The sequence below is a fragment of the Novosphingobium malaysiense genome (assembly GCF_000802225.1).
Classification (GTDB): Bacteria; Pseudomonadota; Alphaproteobacteria; order Sphingomonadales; family Sphingomonadaceae; genus Novosphingobium; species Novosphingobium malaysiense.
Genome location: NZ_JTDI01000004.1, coordinates 269,146 through 286,840 on the forward strand (window position 1 = coordinate 269,146; position 17,695 = coordinate 286,840).

At 63.5% G+C, this 17,695-nt stretch carries 16 protein-coding genes; 10 read left to right on the plus strand and 6 right to left on the minus strand.

Annotated elements, in window-relative coordinates:
• Positions 1-50 precede the first annotated feature (50 nt).
• On the plus strand, positions 51-902 hold the full coding sequence (locus tag LK12_RS15585) for an SDR family oxidoreductase (protein ID WP_039286156.1): 852 nt from the start codon (positions 51-53) through the stop codon (positions 900-902).
• Positions 903-951: 49 nt separating this feature from the next.
• On the opposite strand, the gene LK12_RS15590 is transcribed toward LK12_RS15585, so the two are convergent.
• From LK12_RS15590 to egtD, 3 genes are all read right to left on the minus strand, one after another.
• Positions 952-2,139: a glycosyltransferase family 4 protein gene (locus tag LK12_RS15590; protein ID WP_052223450.1), complete on the minus strand. Its 1,188-nt coding sequence runs from the start codon at positions 2,137-2,139 to the stop codon at positions 952-954.
• Positions 2,140-2,348: 209 nt separating this feature from the next.
• Positions 2,349-3,545 carry an ergothioneine biosynthesis protein EgtB gene (gene egtB, locus LK12_RS15595; protein WP_039285994.1) on the minus strand — a complete coding sequence of 399 codons (1,197 nt, stop codon included), beginning with the start codon at positions 3,543-3,545 and terminating at the stop codon, positions 2,349-2,351.
• Positions 3,542-4,495 carry an L-histidine N(alpha)-methyltransferase gene (gene egtD, locus LK12_RS15600; protein ID WP_039285997.1) on the minus strand — a complete coding sequence of 318 codons (954 nt, stop codon included), beginning with the start codon at positions 4,493-4,495 and terminating at the stop codon, positions 3,542-3,544. Before egtD ends, egtB begins: the two co-directional genes overlap by 4 nt.
• Positions 4,496-4,821: 326 nt before the next feature.
• On the opposite strand from egtD, the gene LK12_RS15605 reads away from it, so the two are divergent.
• Positions 4,822-5,811, plus strand: a complete 990-nt coding sequence (locus LK12_RS15605; protein ID WP_039286161.1) for a zinc-dependent alcohol dehydrogenase family protein — start codon at positions 4,822-4,824, stop codon at positions 5,809-5,811.
• A gap of 109 nt (positions 5,812-5,920) precedes the next feature.
• Entirely contained in the window at positions 5,921-6,796 is an 876-nt protein-coding gene (locus tag LK12_RS15610; RefSeq protein ID WP_039286000.1) for an LLM class F420-dependent oxidoreductase, read from the plus strand.
• 18 nt (positions 6,797-6,814) lie between these two features.
• Here LK12_RS15610 and LK12_RS15615 read toward each other — a convergent pair whose 3' ends face one another.
• The 3 genes from LK12_RS15615 to LK12_RS15625 all read right to left on the minus strand — a co-directional run bounded on the left by LK12_RS15615 (position 6,815) and on the right by LK12_RS15625 (position 9,318).
• Positions 6,815-7,033 carry a hypothetical protein gene (locus LK12_RS15615; protein ID WP_039286002.1) on the minus strand — a complete coding sequence of 73 codons (219 nt, stop codon included), beginning with the start codon at positions 7,031-7,033 and terminating at the stop codon, positions 6,815-6,817.
• 61 nt (positions 7,034-7,094) lie between these two features.
• Positions 7,095-8,093, minus strand: a complete 999-nt coding sequence (locus LK12_RS15620) for a galactose-1-phosphate uridylyltransferase (RefSeq protein ID WP_052223452.1) — start codon at positions 8,091-8,093, stop codon at positions 7,095-7,097.
• Between the two features lie 10 nt (positions 8,094-8,103).
• A complete protein-coding gene (locus LK12_RS15625) occupies positions 8,104-9,318 on the minus strand; it encodes a glycosyltransferase (RefSeq protein WP_039286004.1) in 1,215 nt (404 codons plus the stop codon).
• Positions 9,319-9,641: 323 nt separating this feature from the next.
• Between LK12_RS15625 and LK12_RS15630 the strand changes: the two genes are divergently transcribed.
• The 7 genes from LK12_RS15630 (at position 9,642) to LK12_RS15660 (ending at position 17,614) form a co-directional block, all read left to right on the plus strand.
• Complete coding sequence (locus LK12_RS15630) at positions 9,642-10,181, plus strand: nuclear transport factor 2 family protein (RefSeq protein ID WP_039286006.1); 540 nt, start codon at positions 9,642-9,644, stop codon at positions 10,179-10,181.
• A complete protein-coding gene (locus tag LK12_RS15635) occupies positions 10,178-11,074 on the plus strand; it encodes an SDR family NAD(P)-dependent oxidoreductase (protein ID WP_039286008.1) in 897 nt (298 codons plus the stop codon). Before LK12_RS15630 ends, LK12_RS15635 begins: the two co-directional genes overlap by 4 nt.
• Entirely contained in the window at positions 11,064-11,618 is a 555-nt protein-coding gene (locus LK12_RS15640; RefSeq protein WP_039286011.1) for a nuclear transport factor 2 family protein, read from the plus strand. The genes LK12_RS15635 and LK12_RS15640 overlap by 11 nt, the downstream gene beginning before the upstream one ends.
• 4 nt (positions 11,619-11,622) lie before the next feature.
• Positions 11,623-12,513: an SDR family NAD(P)-dependent oxidoreductase gene (locus LK12_RS15645; protein ID WP_039286013.1), complete on the plus strand. Its 891-nt coding sequence runs from the start codon at positions 11,623-11,625 to the stop codon at positions 12,511-12,513.
• Entirely contained in the window at positions 12,498-13,430 is a 933-nt protein-coding gene (locus LK12_RS15650; protein ID WP_039286014.1) for an SDR family NAD(P)-dependent oxidoreductase, read from the plus strand. Before LK12_RS15645 ends, LK12_RS15650 begins: the two co-directional genes overlap by 16 nt.
• Before the next feature lie 194 nt (positions 13,431-13,624).
• The gene (locus tag LK12_RS15655; RefSeq protein WP_052223460.1) at positions 13,625-15,385 is read left to right on the plus strand and encodes a PHA/PHB synthase family protein; all 1,761 of its coding nucleotides are present in this window, start codon (positions 13,625-13,627) and stop codon (positions 15,383-15,385) included.
• A gap of 144 nt (positions 15,386-15,529) precedes the next feature.
• Entirely contained in the window at positions 15,530-17,614 is a 2,085-nt protein-coding gene (locus tag LK12_RS15660) for a catalase (protein WP_039286016.1), read from the plus strand.
• Positions 17,615-17,695: the final 81 nt, after the last annotated feature.

Below are 17,695 nucleotides of genomic sequence, written 5' to 3' on the forward strand. Positions count from 1 at the left end.
TGCAACCCGACCCGGGCGGGCATCGTTGCAGAGGAAAGAGGAGATTGATCATGCCAGCAACGCAGGAAATGATTCACGAAGACCCGCTGCCCGGCCACGAGAGCGCCCTCGAGCGCAAGCCCGAATGGCAGCCGCGCTATCCCGGTTCGGGCCGATTGAATGACAAGGTTGCCATCGTCACCGGCGGCGACAGCGGTATCGGTCGGGCCGTGGCCGCGCTCTATGCCCGCGAAGGGGCGGATGTCGCCATCGTCTATCTGCTGGAAGACGACGATGCCAAAGAAACTTGCCGGATTGTCGAAAGCGAAGGGCGCCGCGCCATTGCCATCAAGGCCGACGTTGGATCGCGCAAAATGTGCGAGCGCATCGTCGAACAGACGATGGAGGCTTTCGGGCGCATCGATATCCTGGTGAACAATGCCGGCGAGCAGCACCCCGATCCGGAAATCACCGACATCACCGAAGAGCAGCTTCGCCGCACGTTCCAGACCAACATCTTCGGCATGTTCTTTCTGGTTCAGGCCGCCCGCCCGCATCTCGAAAAGGGCGCCGCGATCATCAATTGCACCAGCGTGACGATGTACAAGGGGAGCCAGGCGCTTCTCGACTACAGCTCGACCAAGGGCGCCATCACTGCCTTCACCCGCTCGCTGTCGGAAAACCTCATTGGCGAAGGCATTCGCGTCAATGCCGTCGCGCCGGGCCCGATCTGGACGCCGCTCAATCCCTGCGGCGGTGCCAGCAAGGAGAAGCTGGCCCATTTCGGCGAAGGCACGCCCATGGGCCGGCCCGGCGAACCCAACGAAGTCGCGCCTTCATTCCTGTTCCTTGCCTGCGAGGATGCCAGCTACATGAGCGGCCAGGTGCTGCATCCCAATGGCGGTGTCGTCATCGGCAGCTGACCCGGTTTGGACGGCTTGGGCGGGGCAACCCGCTCAGGCCCGCCTTGGTTCAATGACGAATAGCGCTGGAAGTCACCTTTTGCGCCGCAGAGTGCTCCTCCTCCAGCACGCCTTCATATTGCGAGACCATGGCGTCGGTCATCGCCCGCAGGGAATAGTCCATGGCCCGGCAGCACGCCGCAGCACCCACCTTGTGCCGCAGGTCGGCATCCTGAATCAGCATTTCGATTGCCGAAAGGAAACCCGCTTCGTCATGAGGGTCGACGAAAGTGGCCGCGCCGCCCCAGAGTTCCCTGAATGCCGGAATATCCGACAGCACGAGGGCACAGCCCGATTCCGCGGCTTCGAGCACACCAAGTCCGAACGGTTCGACTTGCGCTGCAGATACGAAGACCGGCCGCTGGGACAGGTGCGCGTTGATCTCATCCATCGAAATCGAGCCCAGCAGACGCAAGTTGCGCGCCTTGAGTTTCTGCCCTCCCGGGCCAATCTGCTCCCCGGCAGCAAGAAAGGGGACATCGAGCTTGCCGGCCACCGCGTCCAGCAGGGCCACGTTCCTGGTCTCATCCCACAACCGCCCGGCTGTAAACACGAAAGGCGCTTTGCGTTCAGGCCCTACCGGAAGGTGGGGCGACGATCCGTTGTAGATCACCTTTACGGGCCTATCGACCGATACCATGGCCGCGGAAGCGAGAGTGGGGGCAACCAGCCGGTCGCATGCCTCCAGGCCCTGCCGGGTCATGGTCCAGTGCCATTCGCTGTCCTTCACCAGTTGCGGCGATGTCCCGGCAGCCAATTCGCTCCCGCCGCAAGCATGGATCAAGCCCACTAACGGAACGGTCCAGTCGGCGGCTGCGGCCAACAAAGGCGCGTGCAGATGGGCAAGGTCGCAAGCTTCCCGGCGTACCATGTCCGCAAGTTCCGCCGCGGCGGCCTGCATGGCGTCGCGATCCGCACCGGCCCAGTCCAGCGGAAATTCGCCGGCAACCAGCATAACACCCGGGAGGCTGTCGACTTCGGCCCGTTGCGCGGCATCCGGGGGCGGACCGAAGGTTGCAAGTCTTACCTGCCACCCTCGATGGGCCAGCGCGCCTGCGAGGTTGATGGTATAGCGCCAGACCCACCCGACGGTATCGGTCGTCATCAGCAGGCGTTTCGGGCCCTTTGCAGCCACGTCGCGTTCCTCAATCGAATTGTACTCTTCGCCAGACCCTTCGACTAGGCCGGCAATCTCCATCGGCCCCGGTCACGGCCCGGGGGCTATAAAGCGGAAGGCCCTTCGTAAGGCAGCGGCCGAACCTGTCGGCTCGCCAACCCGTTCACGGAACCACGGCGCGAGACGCTTGTTTCCTCCACTTTCCCGATCAACCGCCCACGCCGGACAAAAGTTCCGGTCCAGCGGCAGTATAGTTAACAGAAATCGTTTGAGGACAATTTGCCGTACATTTACCGCCGAACGAGCCGTATCCCGGTGAAGGCCCAGCGCGCTGACGGCGGGAAGAAATTGCGATAGGTGAGGCGCGCATGCCCCGGCGGGGTCGCCAGCGAACCGCCACGCAAGACGAACTGGTTGACCATGAACTTGCCATTATATTCGCCGACCGCGTCGTCGCTGGCGACGAATCCCGGATAGGCGACGTAGGGCGAGGCGGTCCACTGCCAGGCGACGTCGTCTCGCTGCCGCAGCTCGCAGTGACGCGCTGCCACTTCCCATTCCGCCTCCGTCGGTAGCCTGTGACCTGCCCAGCGCGCATAGGCATCGGCTTCGTAGTAGCTCATGTGTAATGCTGGAGCATCAGGATCGAGTTCCACGCGCCCACCCAGGGAAAAGCGCGACCAGATGCCGGCATCCTCCCGCCAGTAGAGTGGCCCGCTCCACCCTTCCGCTTCCACTGTCGCCCAGCCATCGGACAGCCACAGCTCCGGCCGGCGATAGCCTCCATCCTCGATGAACCGCAGGTACTCGGAATTGCTGACCAGGCGATCGGAAACCTCGAACGGTTCGAGCCATGCCTTGTGCCGCGGCCCCTCGTTATCGAACGAAAACCCGTCGCCGTCATACCCGATGGCGACAAGGCCTCCCTGTACGGAGAGCCATCGGGCCGGCTCGGGCGCAGGTTCGACGATCCAGCGAATATCGTAGGCCGGTTCCATCGGGTTGCGGCTGAATGCGTGCTTGATGTCCATCAGGATCAGTTCCTGATGTTGCTGTTCATGATGCAGCCCGAGTACGACCAGATCCCGCCACGACGCCTCGGGCACCGTGTCTGCCAGGCGTTCCATGGCCGCATCGACGTGGCCGCGATAGGCATGGACCTGTTCCAGCGACGGACGTGAAAGCATCCCCCTCTCCGCACGCGTATGCCGTTCTCCCACCCGCACATAGTAGGAATTGAACAGGACGGCGAAAGCAGGGTGAAAGGGCTGATAGCCGGGCAGGTAGGGCTGCAGCACAAAGGTCTCGAAAAACCAGGTCGTATGCGCGAGGTGCCACTTGGCGGGGCTGGCATCGGGCATCGACTGGAGTTGGCAATCCTCGGGCGAAAGCAGCTCCGTCAGCGAGAGCGAGGCCGAACGCACCTCCCGGTAAGCGTCAAGGGCACTTGCCGGTGCCGGGTGGATCCTTTGCGCTGCACTGCTCATGGCTGCATGGTATCCGGCATCGCAGCCCAGACGTGAACCCCGAAAGTCGCGTCATTGTCGCTCCAGTAGGCGCGCGGCTCCCAGCCCGATGCACGCGCCATCAGGCGCGCCTCTTCCAGCGTGTATTTGTGGCTGTTTTCGGTGTGGATGGATTCGCCCTCCTCCATCGAAAAGGTGCGCCCGGCCACCCGGAAGGTAACGGCCCGCGTCGCGACCAGGTGCATCTCGATCCGGCCCAGGGCATCGTGCCAGATCGCACGGTGTTCAAAGGCATCGACAGGGATGGTCCCGTCCAGTTCGCGGTTCATGCGTTCCAGCAGGTTGAGGTTGAATGCCGCCGTAACTCCGGCGCTGTCGTCGTAGGCGGCTTCCAGCATCCGCGGGTTCTTGCGCGTATCCATGCCGATCACGAGGCGCGCGTCCGTGCCGAGTTGCCGGCGAAACTGCCGCAGCAGGTCCAGCGCCCGGGCATGATCGAAATTGCCGATCGTGGATCCCGGAAAGAAACCCGTGACCGGCCCATCGAGTGACGGCAGCGGAACTTCCTCGGTAAAGTCGCCGGCAAGCGGCACGATCTGCAGGCCCGGAACCGCCTTCCCGAGGGTCTCCATGCTTTCCAGAAGGAAATCGCCAGAAATGTCTATGGGAACATAGACTGGCGCTTCGGTGGCACGCAGAAGCGTTGGCGTCTTGGTGGCCGAACCCGCCCCGAATTCGACAACGGGCCGCCCCGCCCCTGCATGCCGCGCGATTTCATCGGCATGCGTCTTGAGCAGGGCCGTTTCGGCGCGCGTCACGTAATACTCTGGAAGGCGGGTGATTTCCTCGAACAACGCTGACCCGCGATCGTCGTAGAAAAAGCGGGCCGGCATGGTTTTCTGTTTTTGCGACAGCCCCGTTAAGGCCGCCTGGCCAAAATCATCGAGCGTTTCGGCCATCACATCCGCCATGGGCACCTCACCTGTTTTCTTTCCGGTCCGTGTCGGCAGGGACGCCGGCATGTCGGTAGAAAAGCCCCTGCATGCGATCAGGAATGCAACAGTCCGGCCTCCGGATGGTTCCCCGGCATCGAAAACGTGCGACGGCCTCACGGCGGACCGCAGGCGAATGTAGATCCGGTCACCGCTTCGTGCTCGTCGCGAACCGCCCTGCCGATCCGCTTGTCGATGTCCGGCTTGGCGCGTTCGCCGTTGAGCAGCCCCTTTCGTCTCGATCGCCAGTAGGCAACAATGCGCCCACCAGGCAGATCGGCGACGAAAGCACGGAAGGATATCCCATGGCGACGATGCGCTCAATGCAACTGGATCGGCCCGGAACGCGATTGCACATGGTCGAGCGCGCCCTGCCGGAACCCGGCTCCGGGCAGGTCCGGATCGCGATCACTGCCTGCGGCGTGTGCCGCACCGATCTGCACGTGGTCGACGGCGACATCCACGGAAAGCTGCCGATCGTTCCGGGACACGAGATTGTGGGACGCATAGAGGCAGTGGCTTCTGACGTCGAAGCATTTGCCTTGGGCGAGCGGGTGGGCGTTCCGTGGCTGGGTCACACCTGCGGGGTATGTCCCTACTGTGCCCACAACCGGGAAAACCTATGCGACGATCCCGTATTCACCGGCTTCACGCGCGATGGCGGTTTCGCCACCCATGCCCTGGCCGATGCGCACTTCTGCTTTCCGATCCCCGACGCCTTCGACGACGTCCATGCCGCCCCGCTGCTCTGCGCCGGACTGATCGGCTATCGCTCCTACCGTATTGCCGGCGATTCGCCGGTTCTAGGACTCTACGGGTTCGGCGCAGCGGCGCACATTCTTGCTCAGCTGGCGGTCTGGCAAGGCCGCGAGGTCTTCGCCTTCACGCGCGACGGGGACAGCGCAGGGCAGGAATTCGCGCGCACTTTGGGCTGCGCGTGGGCCGGCGGTTCATCGCAATTGCCGCCCAAACCGATGGACGCGGCCATCATCTTCGCTCCGGTAGGCGGCTTGGTCCCGCAGGCGCTCAAGGCTATAAAAAAGGGCGGCCGCGTGGTCTGCGCCGGGATTCACATGTCGGATATTCCCTCCTTTCCCTATGCGGACCTGTGGGAAGAGCGCGAGATCGTCTCGGTCGCCAACCTCACGCGGCAAGACGGCACCGAATTTCTCGTGCTGGCCGCGAAGGTGCCGATACGCACACACGTAACCCCCATGCCGCTGGCCCAGGCGAACGAGGCGCTGGATGTTCTTCGGACGGGCGAAGTCGAAGGCGCCATTGTCCTGATTCCTTGACCTTCTGGGCGATGCCTGGCGTGCTTATGCCGATCTGCCGCGCCCAAGGCTTGCGCTCCCGCCTTGACCGATTGCAAGGTGGAGGGCGGCGTTTGAGAGGAAACCTGCAATGAAGATCGGCCTTATCTATCCCCAGACAGAACTCAACGGCGATCCGGTCGCGGTGCGCGAAATCGGCCGCGCCGCCGAAACGCTCGGCTTTGACCATCTGCTCGCTTACGACCATGTCCTCGGAGCGACCCACGACCGCGAACCCAAACTCAACGGGCCCTACACGGAAAAGCAGCCGTTCCACGATCCGCTGGTGATGTTCGGCTACCTAGCCGGAATCACCCAGCGCATCGGCTTCGCAACGGGCATCCTCATCCTGCCCCAACGGCAAACTGCGCTCGTGGCCAGGCAAGCGGCAGACGTAGCCTTGCTGTCCGGCGATCGGCTGCGGCTGGGTGTCGGTCTTGGCTGGAACTACGTGGAATACGAAGCGCTCGGGCAGGATTTCCGCAGTCGCGGCAAGCGTGTGGAAGAACAGATAGATCTCTTGCGCAAGCTCTGGACCAGTCCGCTCGTCGACTTCGAGGGCGAATTCGACCGTGTCGACCGTGCCGCGCTCAATCCGCGTCCAACCCGGCCCGTCCCGATCTGGCTGGGCGGCTTCGCCGATGTCGCGCTTCGCCGCGCGGCCAAAATCGCCGATGGATTCATTTGTGCGGATGGCGCCGTCGATGCCTTCGCCCAGGCTCCCAGGCTGCATGAACTGCTCGAACAGGAGGGGCGCGCCGTCGAGGATTTCGGGCTCCAGTGCAACATGCTCAAGGCGAAAAGCCCCGAGCAGGTTGTCGAGACGGCCCTGCGCTGGCGCGATACCGGCGGAACCCACGCAGCCTTCGCAACTATGGGCCAGGGTTTCGATACCCTGGACAAGCACCTCAAGCATGTCGAAGCCGTGGCGGACGCCCTGCGCAAGGAAGGCTTGCTGCCGGGCTAAATGCCCTCTGCTGCGCGTTCAGCTGCGTTCCCATTGCAGGCAATTGGGTACTTCATCCCGCAGGATAAGTTCTTCCTCTATAGCATCGGCCAGCTTTCGCCATCCGTCATGCTCGCGAAGGCCGAACGGCTTTCGACCGGAAGCCGCGGCATCGTCGGCGGCCAGGCAGACCTGCAGGAGTTCGTGATTGGCCTTCACGGCCTCGGTCGACAATTTCCTGATGTGGGGAAAATGCATCACACACCTCCTTTCTGTTCACGACACCAAGCTCTGGCCAAAACGGCAAGGACAGCGCGCCCTATCCGGACGGGCCAACTACCGCCTGCCGCAATGTTTCGGCGTTGTCCTCTGGACTGTAGGGATTGACGATGACGTCGGACTGGAGTTCGAACCCGCCGGGCGTCGTGAGTTCGGGCACGACGCGAATGGCCCAGTGGGCGAACGGTGCATGGTCCGCATCCCGCGATCCCGGCTCCAGCACGAAGTTGTAGGGCACCATGCCGGCGGCGGCATTCAGACGGCGCAGCGCCCTTTGCAGGGCGCCCCCCAGTGCAGCACGCTCGCGGTCGTCGGAGAGCAGGAAGAACGGGCAGTGCCTGCGTGGCACGATCCATTGCTCGAAGGGCGATCTGGCCGCGAACGGCACGAGAACGGCAAACGCATCGGTCAGTTCGACCAGCCTGTCCCCGGCGGAAATCTCGCGCCCCAGTTCGTCGCAGACCACGCACCGTCCATGATCGCGGTGGTAGGCGGCAGACCACGCCAGGGTCGAGGCGACCCGCGGCGACCGCATCGGCATGCCGATCATCTGCGAATGGGCATGCGCCAGCGAGGCGCCCGCCGTGCTGCCGCGATTGCAGAACAGGACCACGTCCTCGATTCCCGGCATCCCCTGAACGGCTTCGAACCGGCCGAACCACGTCTCGACGAGCGCCTGCACGTCAGCCGCCAAAAGATCGGCAATGTCCGCATCGTGACGCGGAGACATGATGATTACTTCGTGCTCGCCATATCCCGTCCCGAGAGGGTCTTTCTCTGCGCTTGATCCCAGCTGCAGGATGGGAAACTTGTTCGGAACGACGCGCGCGGACCAGCCCGGAGACGCATCGCGCGCCGCCTCGTCGATGATTCTGGGCAACATGTGTTCATTGCCGGGGCAAAACGGACAGGCCGGGTCGAATGCCGGAAGCGGGGAATCCTCTGCGCGCGCGGCCTTGAGGTCACGCGGCCGCCTGCCGCGGCCGGGCGCGATGATCGCCCATAGGCCAGTCGTGCGATCCTGTCGGAACTCGTTCACGGCGTGCGGATCACTTCTTCAGGAAGAAGCGCGCCTCGAACGAGGTGACCAGGTCCAGCCAGTCTTCCATCAAGCGCGTCATCAGGAATTGGGAGCGCACGGTTTCACGCGCCTTCTTGCCCATGGTCTCGCGCAGTCGAGGATCCTTGAGAACACGAACGATCTTTTCGGCAGCGGCCTCCACGCTGTCGACCAGGAAGCCGTTTACGCCGTCTTCGATCTGGTGCTTGATGCCGCCAACGTTGCCGCCGATGACAACGGCCCCTTTCCACATCGCCTCCGTCACGGTCAGACCGAAACCTTCCCGCAGCGATTTCTGCAGGACGACGTCCGCCCGGCGCTGCAAGGCGTTCACGAAGGCCGTATCCTGAACCGAGAGGACGCGGATGCGGTCTTCCCGGCAACTGCACAGCGATTCGAATATCTCCTGCCCTTCCGGATCGTCCGTGGCGATGTTGCCGACCAGGACGAGCGTGGCGTCCACCTCCTTGCGCGCGATGCGGAAGGCATCGATGACACCTTGCGGGTCCTTCCACTTGTCGAAACGCGAAACCTGCACGACCAGCGGCAGGTCGGTCGGAATGTCGTAGTGGTCCAGCCGCTCGGCGATCTCTTCTTCGGTGAGGTCCTTGTTGGTCGTCGAGAACGGATTGATGGCCGGCATGATGAAACGCTGCGGCGGCGATATCTTCTGGGCGTATTCCGGCAGGGACACGACGACGGCATCGTACCTTTCCACGAAGCGCGAAAGGTACTCCCACAGCGCGGGGTCGGGGCGGGTCAGGTCGACGTGACAGCGCCAGATCCACGGCGCCTTCTTGCGAAAGTGCTCGATCAGCGGCAGCGGCTGCGGATCGTGGACGATGACCACGTCGTGATCGAGATGCATCCGGGCGGCATTCTCGAAAACGACCTCTTCGTAGATGTCCTGCTTGAGGTCGCTGAAGAAGATCTCACCGCCCTGCAGGGCATTGTGCATCTTTTTGGTTATACTGAAGAAATCCGGTCGCCCCTGGATGACGCGCCAGCCGGTCCGGATGCCGGACCCATTCATCAGCAGGGTAAGCGAGGACAGGATCTCGGCAACGCCGCCGCCGTAATACGTCGAGTTGACATTGACGATGTGCAGGTCACGCAGCCGATCTGCCTTGGCCAGGATCCGGTCCGCGGCCTCGCTGCCTATGAGCCGTTCGTAATGTTCGATCGTGGGGAGGGAAGATTGCATCGGGCTGTCTGATCTAACGTCCACACGAGCTCCTCTCTGCTCTGCTTGCAAGGATCGGACGGTATACCCGCCGGTGCCTGGACAATGGCCCCGCAAGGGCGCCAAAGCTTGCTCCAAGGAATAGGTGTCCATGGTGCATCCATGCCTTGACCGACGTCAAGCGCGGTAGAAAGCCGGGAGGGACGTGACCGATAGAAGGCGAGGGATTTCATTCGCGCGTGAGATTGTCCACATAAGTCAAGCCTGGCCAGCCAATATGCGGCAAGGAATGCTGACCGAACGCGAAACAGGCGCGGCTGCAGAAGACGGCCAAGGAGAGGAACATGGACCCGACCACACAACAGTTCATCGACCGCGAGGCTATCCGCGATTGCGTGGCCCGGCTGGCGCGCGGCGAGGACCGACGCAGCGCCGACCTGATCCGCGGATGCTGGTGGCCAGAGGCCAGGTTCGATTACGGCGTGCATGGCGGCGATTTCGAGAGCTACCTCGCCTGGGTCGTCCCCGGTGCCGATGCCATCAAGGACACCCAGCACGTGCTGGGCCAGACCTACATCGAGTTGGACGGCGACGCGGCAAAGGCGGAAACCCATGTGATCTCCTATCACCGCGTCGACATGGGCGCCGAGAACGGCGGCGAGCGCGATACCTGCATCGGCGGGCGCTATCTCGACACGTTCGAGAAGCGCGCCGGCGAATGGCGCATTGCCGATCGCATCATGCTCTACGACTGGGAACAGGACTGGGGCGAAGCCGCGGACTGGTCGCTGGGCGTGATGGGCTATCCCTTCACCGCCGAACACTTCCCCGGCCGCGCCAAGGGCGATTACAGCGAGAAGTGGTTCGCCGGAGCCGCGAAATGAGCGCCCCCCTCGCCGGAAAGGTGGCCCTGGTCACCGGGGCGAGCCGCGGAATCGGCAAGGGCATTGCCCTCGTCCTCGCCGAACAGGGGGCGTGCGTCTATGTCACTGGCCGCACCGTCCACGAAGGCGACTACTACCTTCCCGGCACTGTCGGCGGCACGGCTGCCGAATGCGACGAGCGCGGCAAGGAAAGCGGCGGCAAGGGCATTGCAGTGGCTTGCGACCACGGCGACGATGATGCCGTCGCCCGGCTGTTCGAACAGATCGAGTGCGAACAGGGCCGGCTCGACATCCTCGTCAACAACGCGTTCACACTGTCCGATGACCTCCTCGAGCCCAAGGGGTTCTGGGAGAAGCCGCTTTCGAACCTCGAAATGTGGGATGTGGGCGTGAAGTCCAACTACGTTGCGGCCTGGCACGCGGCGAAGATCATGGCGCGGCAGAAATCCGGTCTGATCGTCGCCATCTCGGGCTTCGCGGCGGTCACTTATACGTACAGCGTCATCTTCGGCACGTCCAAGTCAGCCGTCGACCGCATGGCGCGCGACATGGCCATCGAGCTGGAGCCCTACGACGTCGCGTCGGTCACCCTGTGGCAGGGCCTGACGATGACCGAGAAGGCGCAGGACAACCTCGCCAGGCAGGGCGACAAGATGACCAAGTCTATCACGGAAATGCACGCCAGTTCGGTTGAGCATCCCGGCCGGGTGATCGCCGCGCTGGCCGCCGATCCGCAAGTCATGAAGCGCTCTGGCGGGGAGTTCGTGACAGCGGAACTGGCGCAGGATTACGGCATCACCGATGTCGATGGCAGCGTCATCGCCTCGCCGCGGGCCTCGCGCGGTTCCCCTATCTGGAAGCCCATCTCGGAGGTCGACTATCGTGGCAAGTGACCGTGAAAAACGCCTCGACGCGCTGCTCGACAAGCAGGACATCATGGAATGTCTTGCCCGCTTCTCGCGCGGCATGGACCGTTTCGACCGGGACACCTATCTCTCGGCCTTCTGGCAAGACGGCGAAATGGCCGCAGGGCCTTTCGTGGGCAGCCCGGCGGACTGTTGGGACTGGGCGGTTCCGATGCACGAGGCCGGGCAGATCCTCACCCACCACGCCCTGCTGCAGACGACCATCGATCTCGAAGGCGATACCGCACATACGGAGACCTATTACCAGTTCGTCGGTCGCAACAAGGACGAGAGCCTGTGGATCGCCGGCGGTCGCTACATCGACCGTCTGGAAAAACGCGGCGGCGAGTGGCGCATTGCGCTGCGTACAAACGTGATCGAGTGGGGATGCCTGCCGCCGCCGATGCCGATCCCCTTCGCCGACGTGCCCGACATTGCCGTCAACGGCGTCTCTTCGCGCAGCAAGGAAGACCCATCGTACCAGCGCCCGCTGACGAACAAGCGCGCGCCGAACAATCCGGCGAAAGGCTGAAGGCATGGGCACAGTTTCGGACAAGCTCAAGGGCAAGGTCGCCGTCGTTACCGGCGCCAGCCGCGGCATCGGCAAGGGCATTGCCTGCGCCCTCGCGGAGCACGGCGCCACCGTCTACATCACCGGACGCACCGTGAATCCCGGCGATCACGCGCTGCCCGGTTCACTCGAAGAGACTGTTACCGAAGTCGAAGCGCGCGGCGGCAAGGGTGTGGCCATGGCGATGGACCTGCTTGACGATGCGCAGATCGCGGCCGTCTTCGAACAGGTCCAGCGCGACGAAGGGCGGCTCGACATCCTCGTCAACAATGCGATGGCCATCCCGGACAGCATGACCGAGCGCTCCGGTTTCTGGCAAAAGCCGCTCGAGGACGAATGGCAGATCTGGGATACCGGGGTACGGGCAGCCTACATTGCCGCGTGGCACGCCGCGCGGATCATGGTTCCGCAGGGTTCAGGCCTGATTGTCGCACTCTCGGGTTATATCGGCGTGACCTATACCTACGACGTCGTGTTCGGCACCACCAAGACCGCGACCGATCGCATGATCCGCGACATGGGCCATGAACTGCGCGACACGGGCGTAAGCGCCGTCTCGCTGTGGCAGGGCTTCACCTTTACCGAGCGGGCGACCGAGAACCTCAAGACCATTCCCGGCATGGCGAACCAGCTCAACAGTGCGGTCGGCTCCTCGCCCGAATTTCCCGGCAGGATCATCGCGGCCCTGGCCATGGATGCCGACCTCAAGGCGAGATCGGGCGGAACTTTCATCAACGCCGAACTCGCAGCCGAATACGGCGTGACCGACAAGGACGGGCGCTCCATCCCCTCCCTGCGCGAAAGCCGTGGGGCTCCGCTGTGGGGTCCGGGCGACACGACATGGAACAAGCAATGACCGATACGCCTTCACAGCGCCGCTTCGACGACCGCGTCGTCGTCATCACCGGCAGCGCCCGTGGGCTGGGTCGCGCCTATGCCGAACTGGTCGCCTCGCTCGGCGCCAAGGTCGTGATCAACGACAACGGCAGCGCTCTTTCCGGTTCGGGTGGCGATGCCGGACCGGCGGAAGAGGCAGCCCAGGCGCTGCGCGACATGGGCGCCGAGGCCGTGGCCAACACGGACAGCGTCGCCACCCCCGAAGGCGGCAAGGCGATCATCGAGACCGCGCTCGACACGTTCGGCAGGATCGACGTGCTGATCCACAACGCCGGCAACAACCGCTTCGCGCCGCTGACCGAGACCAGCTACGAGGATTTCCGCGCCGTTCTGGACGTGCACCTGCTCGGGGCCTTCCACGTCGTGCGTCCTGCGTTCGAGCAGATGGTCAAGGCCGGCTACGGCCGCGTGGTCCTCACCGGATCGATCGGCGGGCTCTACACGATGCCGCAGACGGTGAACTACGCGATGTCGAAGTCCGGCATGATCGGTCTCAACAACACCGTCGCCATCGAGGGCAAGGACTTCGGCGTGAAGTCGAACATCATCCTGCCCGGCGCCGTCACGCGCATGGCAGAAGGTCTCGACATTTCACAGTATCCGCCGATGGGACCCGATCTGGTCGCGCCCGTCGTCGGCTTCCTGGCGCACGACAGCTGCCCGGTTTCGGGCGAAATGTACGTCTCGATGGCGGGCCGCATTGCCCGCGCCTTCGTGACCGAAACCAGGGGCGTGTACCAGCCCGAATGGACCATCGATCAGGTCGCCGGGCAACTCGATGCCATCCGCGACGAGAGCGAGCTGTGGACCTTCCATCCGGCGGAAAACGGCTTCGGTGAGCATATGGTGAAGAGCTTCGAGATGGCCCGGTCCTAGCCGTCGCGCCTTCGGTCGCGAACACGATGAAATCTCCGCAAATCGTCACCCGGCCAATAATCCCACGTCCCAGCGGCCGCCGAAAATGATATGAAGCCCCGACAATCAGGACGCTTTTCCTGACCGCTCGATTCGGCCGGCTTTCACCTGCAGCGCTGGATAGGACGGCAAGTGGTCCACGCGCAGGAATGATGATGGACGTATCAGACCCGGCATCCACGCCTCCCGATCCCTTCGACGGCATTGCCGAAACGCTCGACCGCATGGCCATGGCCGGCATTGCCCGGCTGACCGGTGGGGTGTCCCCCGCCACGCTCGCGCTTTCCGCCATGGACTGGTGGATCCACCTTGCAGTGGCGCCAGGCAAGCAATTACAGCTCGCCGAAAAGGCTCATCGCAAGCTGATCCGGTGGATCGACTATGCGGCCCGCTGCGCGCGGGAAGGCGAGCCCTGCCCTGCCATCGAGCCATTGCCGCAGGATCACCGCTTCGACGATCCTGCATGGTCGCAGATGCCATACGGCGCAATCTCGCAGATGTTCCTGCTGACCCAGCAATGGTGGCATGCGGCCACCACGGGCGTTCCCGGCGTAAGCCGCCATCACGAGGACATCGTCTCGTTCATGGCCCGTCAGATGCTGGACGTCCTGGCCCCGAGCAACTTCATCGCCTCCAATCCGATCCTGCAGCAGCGGCTGATCGAAACGGGCGGTCGCTGCCTGGCCGACGGCTGGCAATACTTCATCGAGGATTTCGAACGACAGGCCCGAGGCGAACCTCCGGTCGGGGCGGAACGCTTTCCCGTGGGCGAGAAGGTCGCCGTCACGCCGGGCAAGGTCATCTATCGCAACGACCTTATCGAACTGATCCAATATGCGCCGACCACCGCAGAGGTGCGGCCCGAGCCGGTGCTGATCGTCCCCGCCTGGATCATGAAGTACTACATCCTCGACCTGTCGCCGGAAAACTCGCTGGTGCGCTGGCTGACCGGTCAGGGTTTCACGGTCTTCATGATCTCGTGGCGTAATCCGGATGCCGAGGACCGCAACACCGACATGGCGGACTACCTGCGCATGGGACCATTGGCCGCGCTGGATGCCGTGTGCGACATTACCGGTGCGGATGCCGTCCACGCGGCGGGTTACTGTCTGGGCGGCACCCTGCTGTCGATCGCCGCGGCCGAACTCGCCCACCGAGACGACCGGCGGCTGTGCACTGTCACCCTCTTCGCAGCACAGACCGACCTCAGCGAACCGGGCGAGCTTGGCCTGTTCATCGACGAGGCTCAGGTAAACCTGCTTGGCGGTGCGACCTGGAGCCAGGGATATCTGGACAGCAGTCAGATGGGCGGTGCCTTCCAGATACTGCGCTCGAACGACCTCGTCTGGTCGCGCGTGCTCAAGACCTATCTCATGGGCGAGCGCGAAGAGATGACCGATCTGATGGCATGGAATTCGGACGGTACCCGCCTACCCCACGCGATGCACAGCGAATACCTGCAACGGCTCTATCTCGACGACGAACTGGCCAAGGGTCGCTTTGAAGTGGACGGCCACATCGTCACGCTGGCCGCGGTGCGCCAGCCACTTTTCGTGGTCGGGACCGAGCGGGACCATGTCGCGCCGTGGCGTTCGGTGCACAGGATCCACCTGCTCAGCGACGCTGAGATTACCTTCGTGCTCACCAGCGGAGGGCACAACGCCGGCATCGTCTCCGAGCCGGGCCACAACGGCCGCCACTACCGCCAGTATTGCCGCCCCGCCGGGGAGCCGCCGATTCCGCCCGACGATTGGGAAGTGCGCGCTGCAATCCACGAGGGGTCGTGGTGGCCGGCTTGGGGCGACTGGCTTGCCAATTTCTCCGGCGCGCCCGTTCCACCCCTGCCCTTGGGAAACGCGAAGCAGGGCTACGCGGCGATCTGCGACGCGCCCGGAACCTATGTGAAACAGCGGTAAGTAGGCCTACCAAGGCCTCCCGGTTCGTCACGATACGAGCCCCGCTCGTCGCAAAGCTTGCCAAGGTGTGAACATCCGCACCGCTGCCCCGTTTGCTTGGGAAAGGCCCTTCGGGCCGATCATACCAACAAACAGGAGCACGGCATGAAAGATCTCGACCTTTCCAAAGGCGGCGCCAACCATCAGAAGCCAAAGGGCGACGACGACGTGATGACGACCGCGCAAGGTGCGCCGGTTGCCGACGACCAGAACTGGCTCAAGGCCGGTCCCCGCGGCCCCTCACTGCTCGAAGACCACATCGCCCGCGAGAAGATCTTTCATTTCGACCATGAGCGCATTCCTGAACGCGTAGTCCATGCCCGCGGCTATGGCGTGCACGGTACTTTCGAACTCACCGACCCGATCCCCGAACTGACCTGCGCCTCCGCGCTGGCCGGTGAGAAGGGCAAGAAGACGCCGGTCTTCGTGCGTTTTTCCACCGTGGCCGGCAACAAGGGCTCGCCCGACCTTGCGCGCGACGTGCGCGGCTTTGCCGTCAAGTTCTACACCGACGAGGGCAACTGGGACCTCGTCGGCAACAACATCCCGGTGTTCTTCATCCAGGATGCCATCAAGTTTCCCGACCTGATCCACGCCGCAAAGCCCGCACCGGACCGGGGCTTTCCGCAAGCGCAGACGGCGCACGACAATTTCTGGGACTTCATCTCGCTGTCCCCTGAAGCGATGCACATGGTCATGTGGATCATGTCCGACCGCGCCATTCCGCGTTCTTTCCGCTTCATGGAGGGCTTCGGCGTGCACACCTTCCGTTTCGTCAATGCGGAAGGCAAGGCCACGTTCGTGAAGTTCCACTGGAAGCCGAAGCAGGGTATGCAGTCGGTGATCTGGAACGAGGCGCTCAAGATCAACGGCGCCGACCCGGACTTCCACCGCCGCGACATGTGGGCGGCGATCGACGCCGGCGACTATCCCCAATGGGAGCTGGGCGTGCAGGTCTTCGACGAGGAATTCGCCGAGAACTTCGAATTCGACGTGCTCGATGCCACCAAGATCATTCCCGAGGAACAGGTGCCGGTGCGCATCATCGGCACGATGACGCTCGACGCCAATGTCGAAAATTTCTTCGCCGAGACCGAACAGGTGGCCTTCTGCACGCAGAATATCGTGCCGGGCATCGACTTTACCGAGGATCCGCTACTGCAGGGCCGCAATTTCTCGTATCTCGACACCCAGCTCAAGCGGCTGGGCGGCCCGAACTTCACGCACATTCCGATCAATTCGCCCAAGTGCCCGGTTCGGCATTTCCAGCAGGATGGCCACATGGCGATGCAGAACCCCAAGGGCCGCGCAAACTACGAGCCCAACTCGTGGGGCGAAGGCACCGGCGAGGATCGCGGTCCGCGCGGCTGCCCCATGCGCGGTTTCACGTCCGCCTCGGTCGCAGTGGAAGGCGCCAAGATTCGCGAACGCAGCGAAACGTTCGCCGATCACTACAGCCAGGCGCGTCAGTTCTATATCTCGCAGACCCCGGTCGAGCAGACCCACATGGCCAACGCGCTCACTTTCGAACTGTCCAAGGTCGGCCGCATGGACATCCGCAAGCGCGTGATCGGTCATCTGCGCAACATCGACGAAGGTCTGGCGGGCAAGGTGTGCGAGGCCATCGGCCTTCCCGAAATGCCCGAGGCGATAAAGCCCGCCCGCGAGCCGATCACCGACCTGCCCGAAAGCCCGGCGCTGTCGATCCTCAAGAACAGCCCGAACAGCTTCAAGGGACGCAAGCTGGGCATCTACATCGCAGAAGGCGCGGACGCGAAAGTCGTCTCCGCCCTGAAGGAGGCGGCTACCGCCACCGGTGCAATGGTAGAGATCGTTGCCCCGCACGTGGCCGGCGCGAAGCTCTCGGACGGCACCATGCTCGAAGCCAACGAGAAGATCGATGGTGCGCCCTCGGTCGTCTACGATGCGGTGGCCGTGGTGATGAGCGAGCAATCCGCGCGCCGCTACGACGCCGACAAGCCGAGCATCGACTTCGTCAACGATGCCTTCGCCCACGCCAAGTTCGTGGCCTATGTCCCCGAAGTAAAGCCGCTGTTCGAATCCGCGGGCGTATGGAAGTGGATGGACGACGGCTTCGTCGACGTGTCCGACGGTTCGGCTGCCAGGACCTTCATTGAGAAGTGCGGCAACCTGCGGTTTTGGGGCCGCGAAGCCGTCAAACAGGACTGAGGCCAGTGCTGAGGGGGAGATGAGCTCTCCCCCTCAAACCGTCGTACGGCCACGACGATCTTGCCGAGTTGCCTTTCTGCT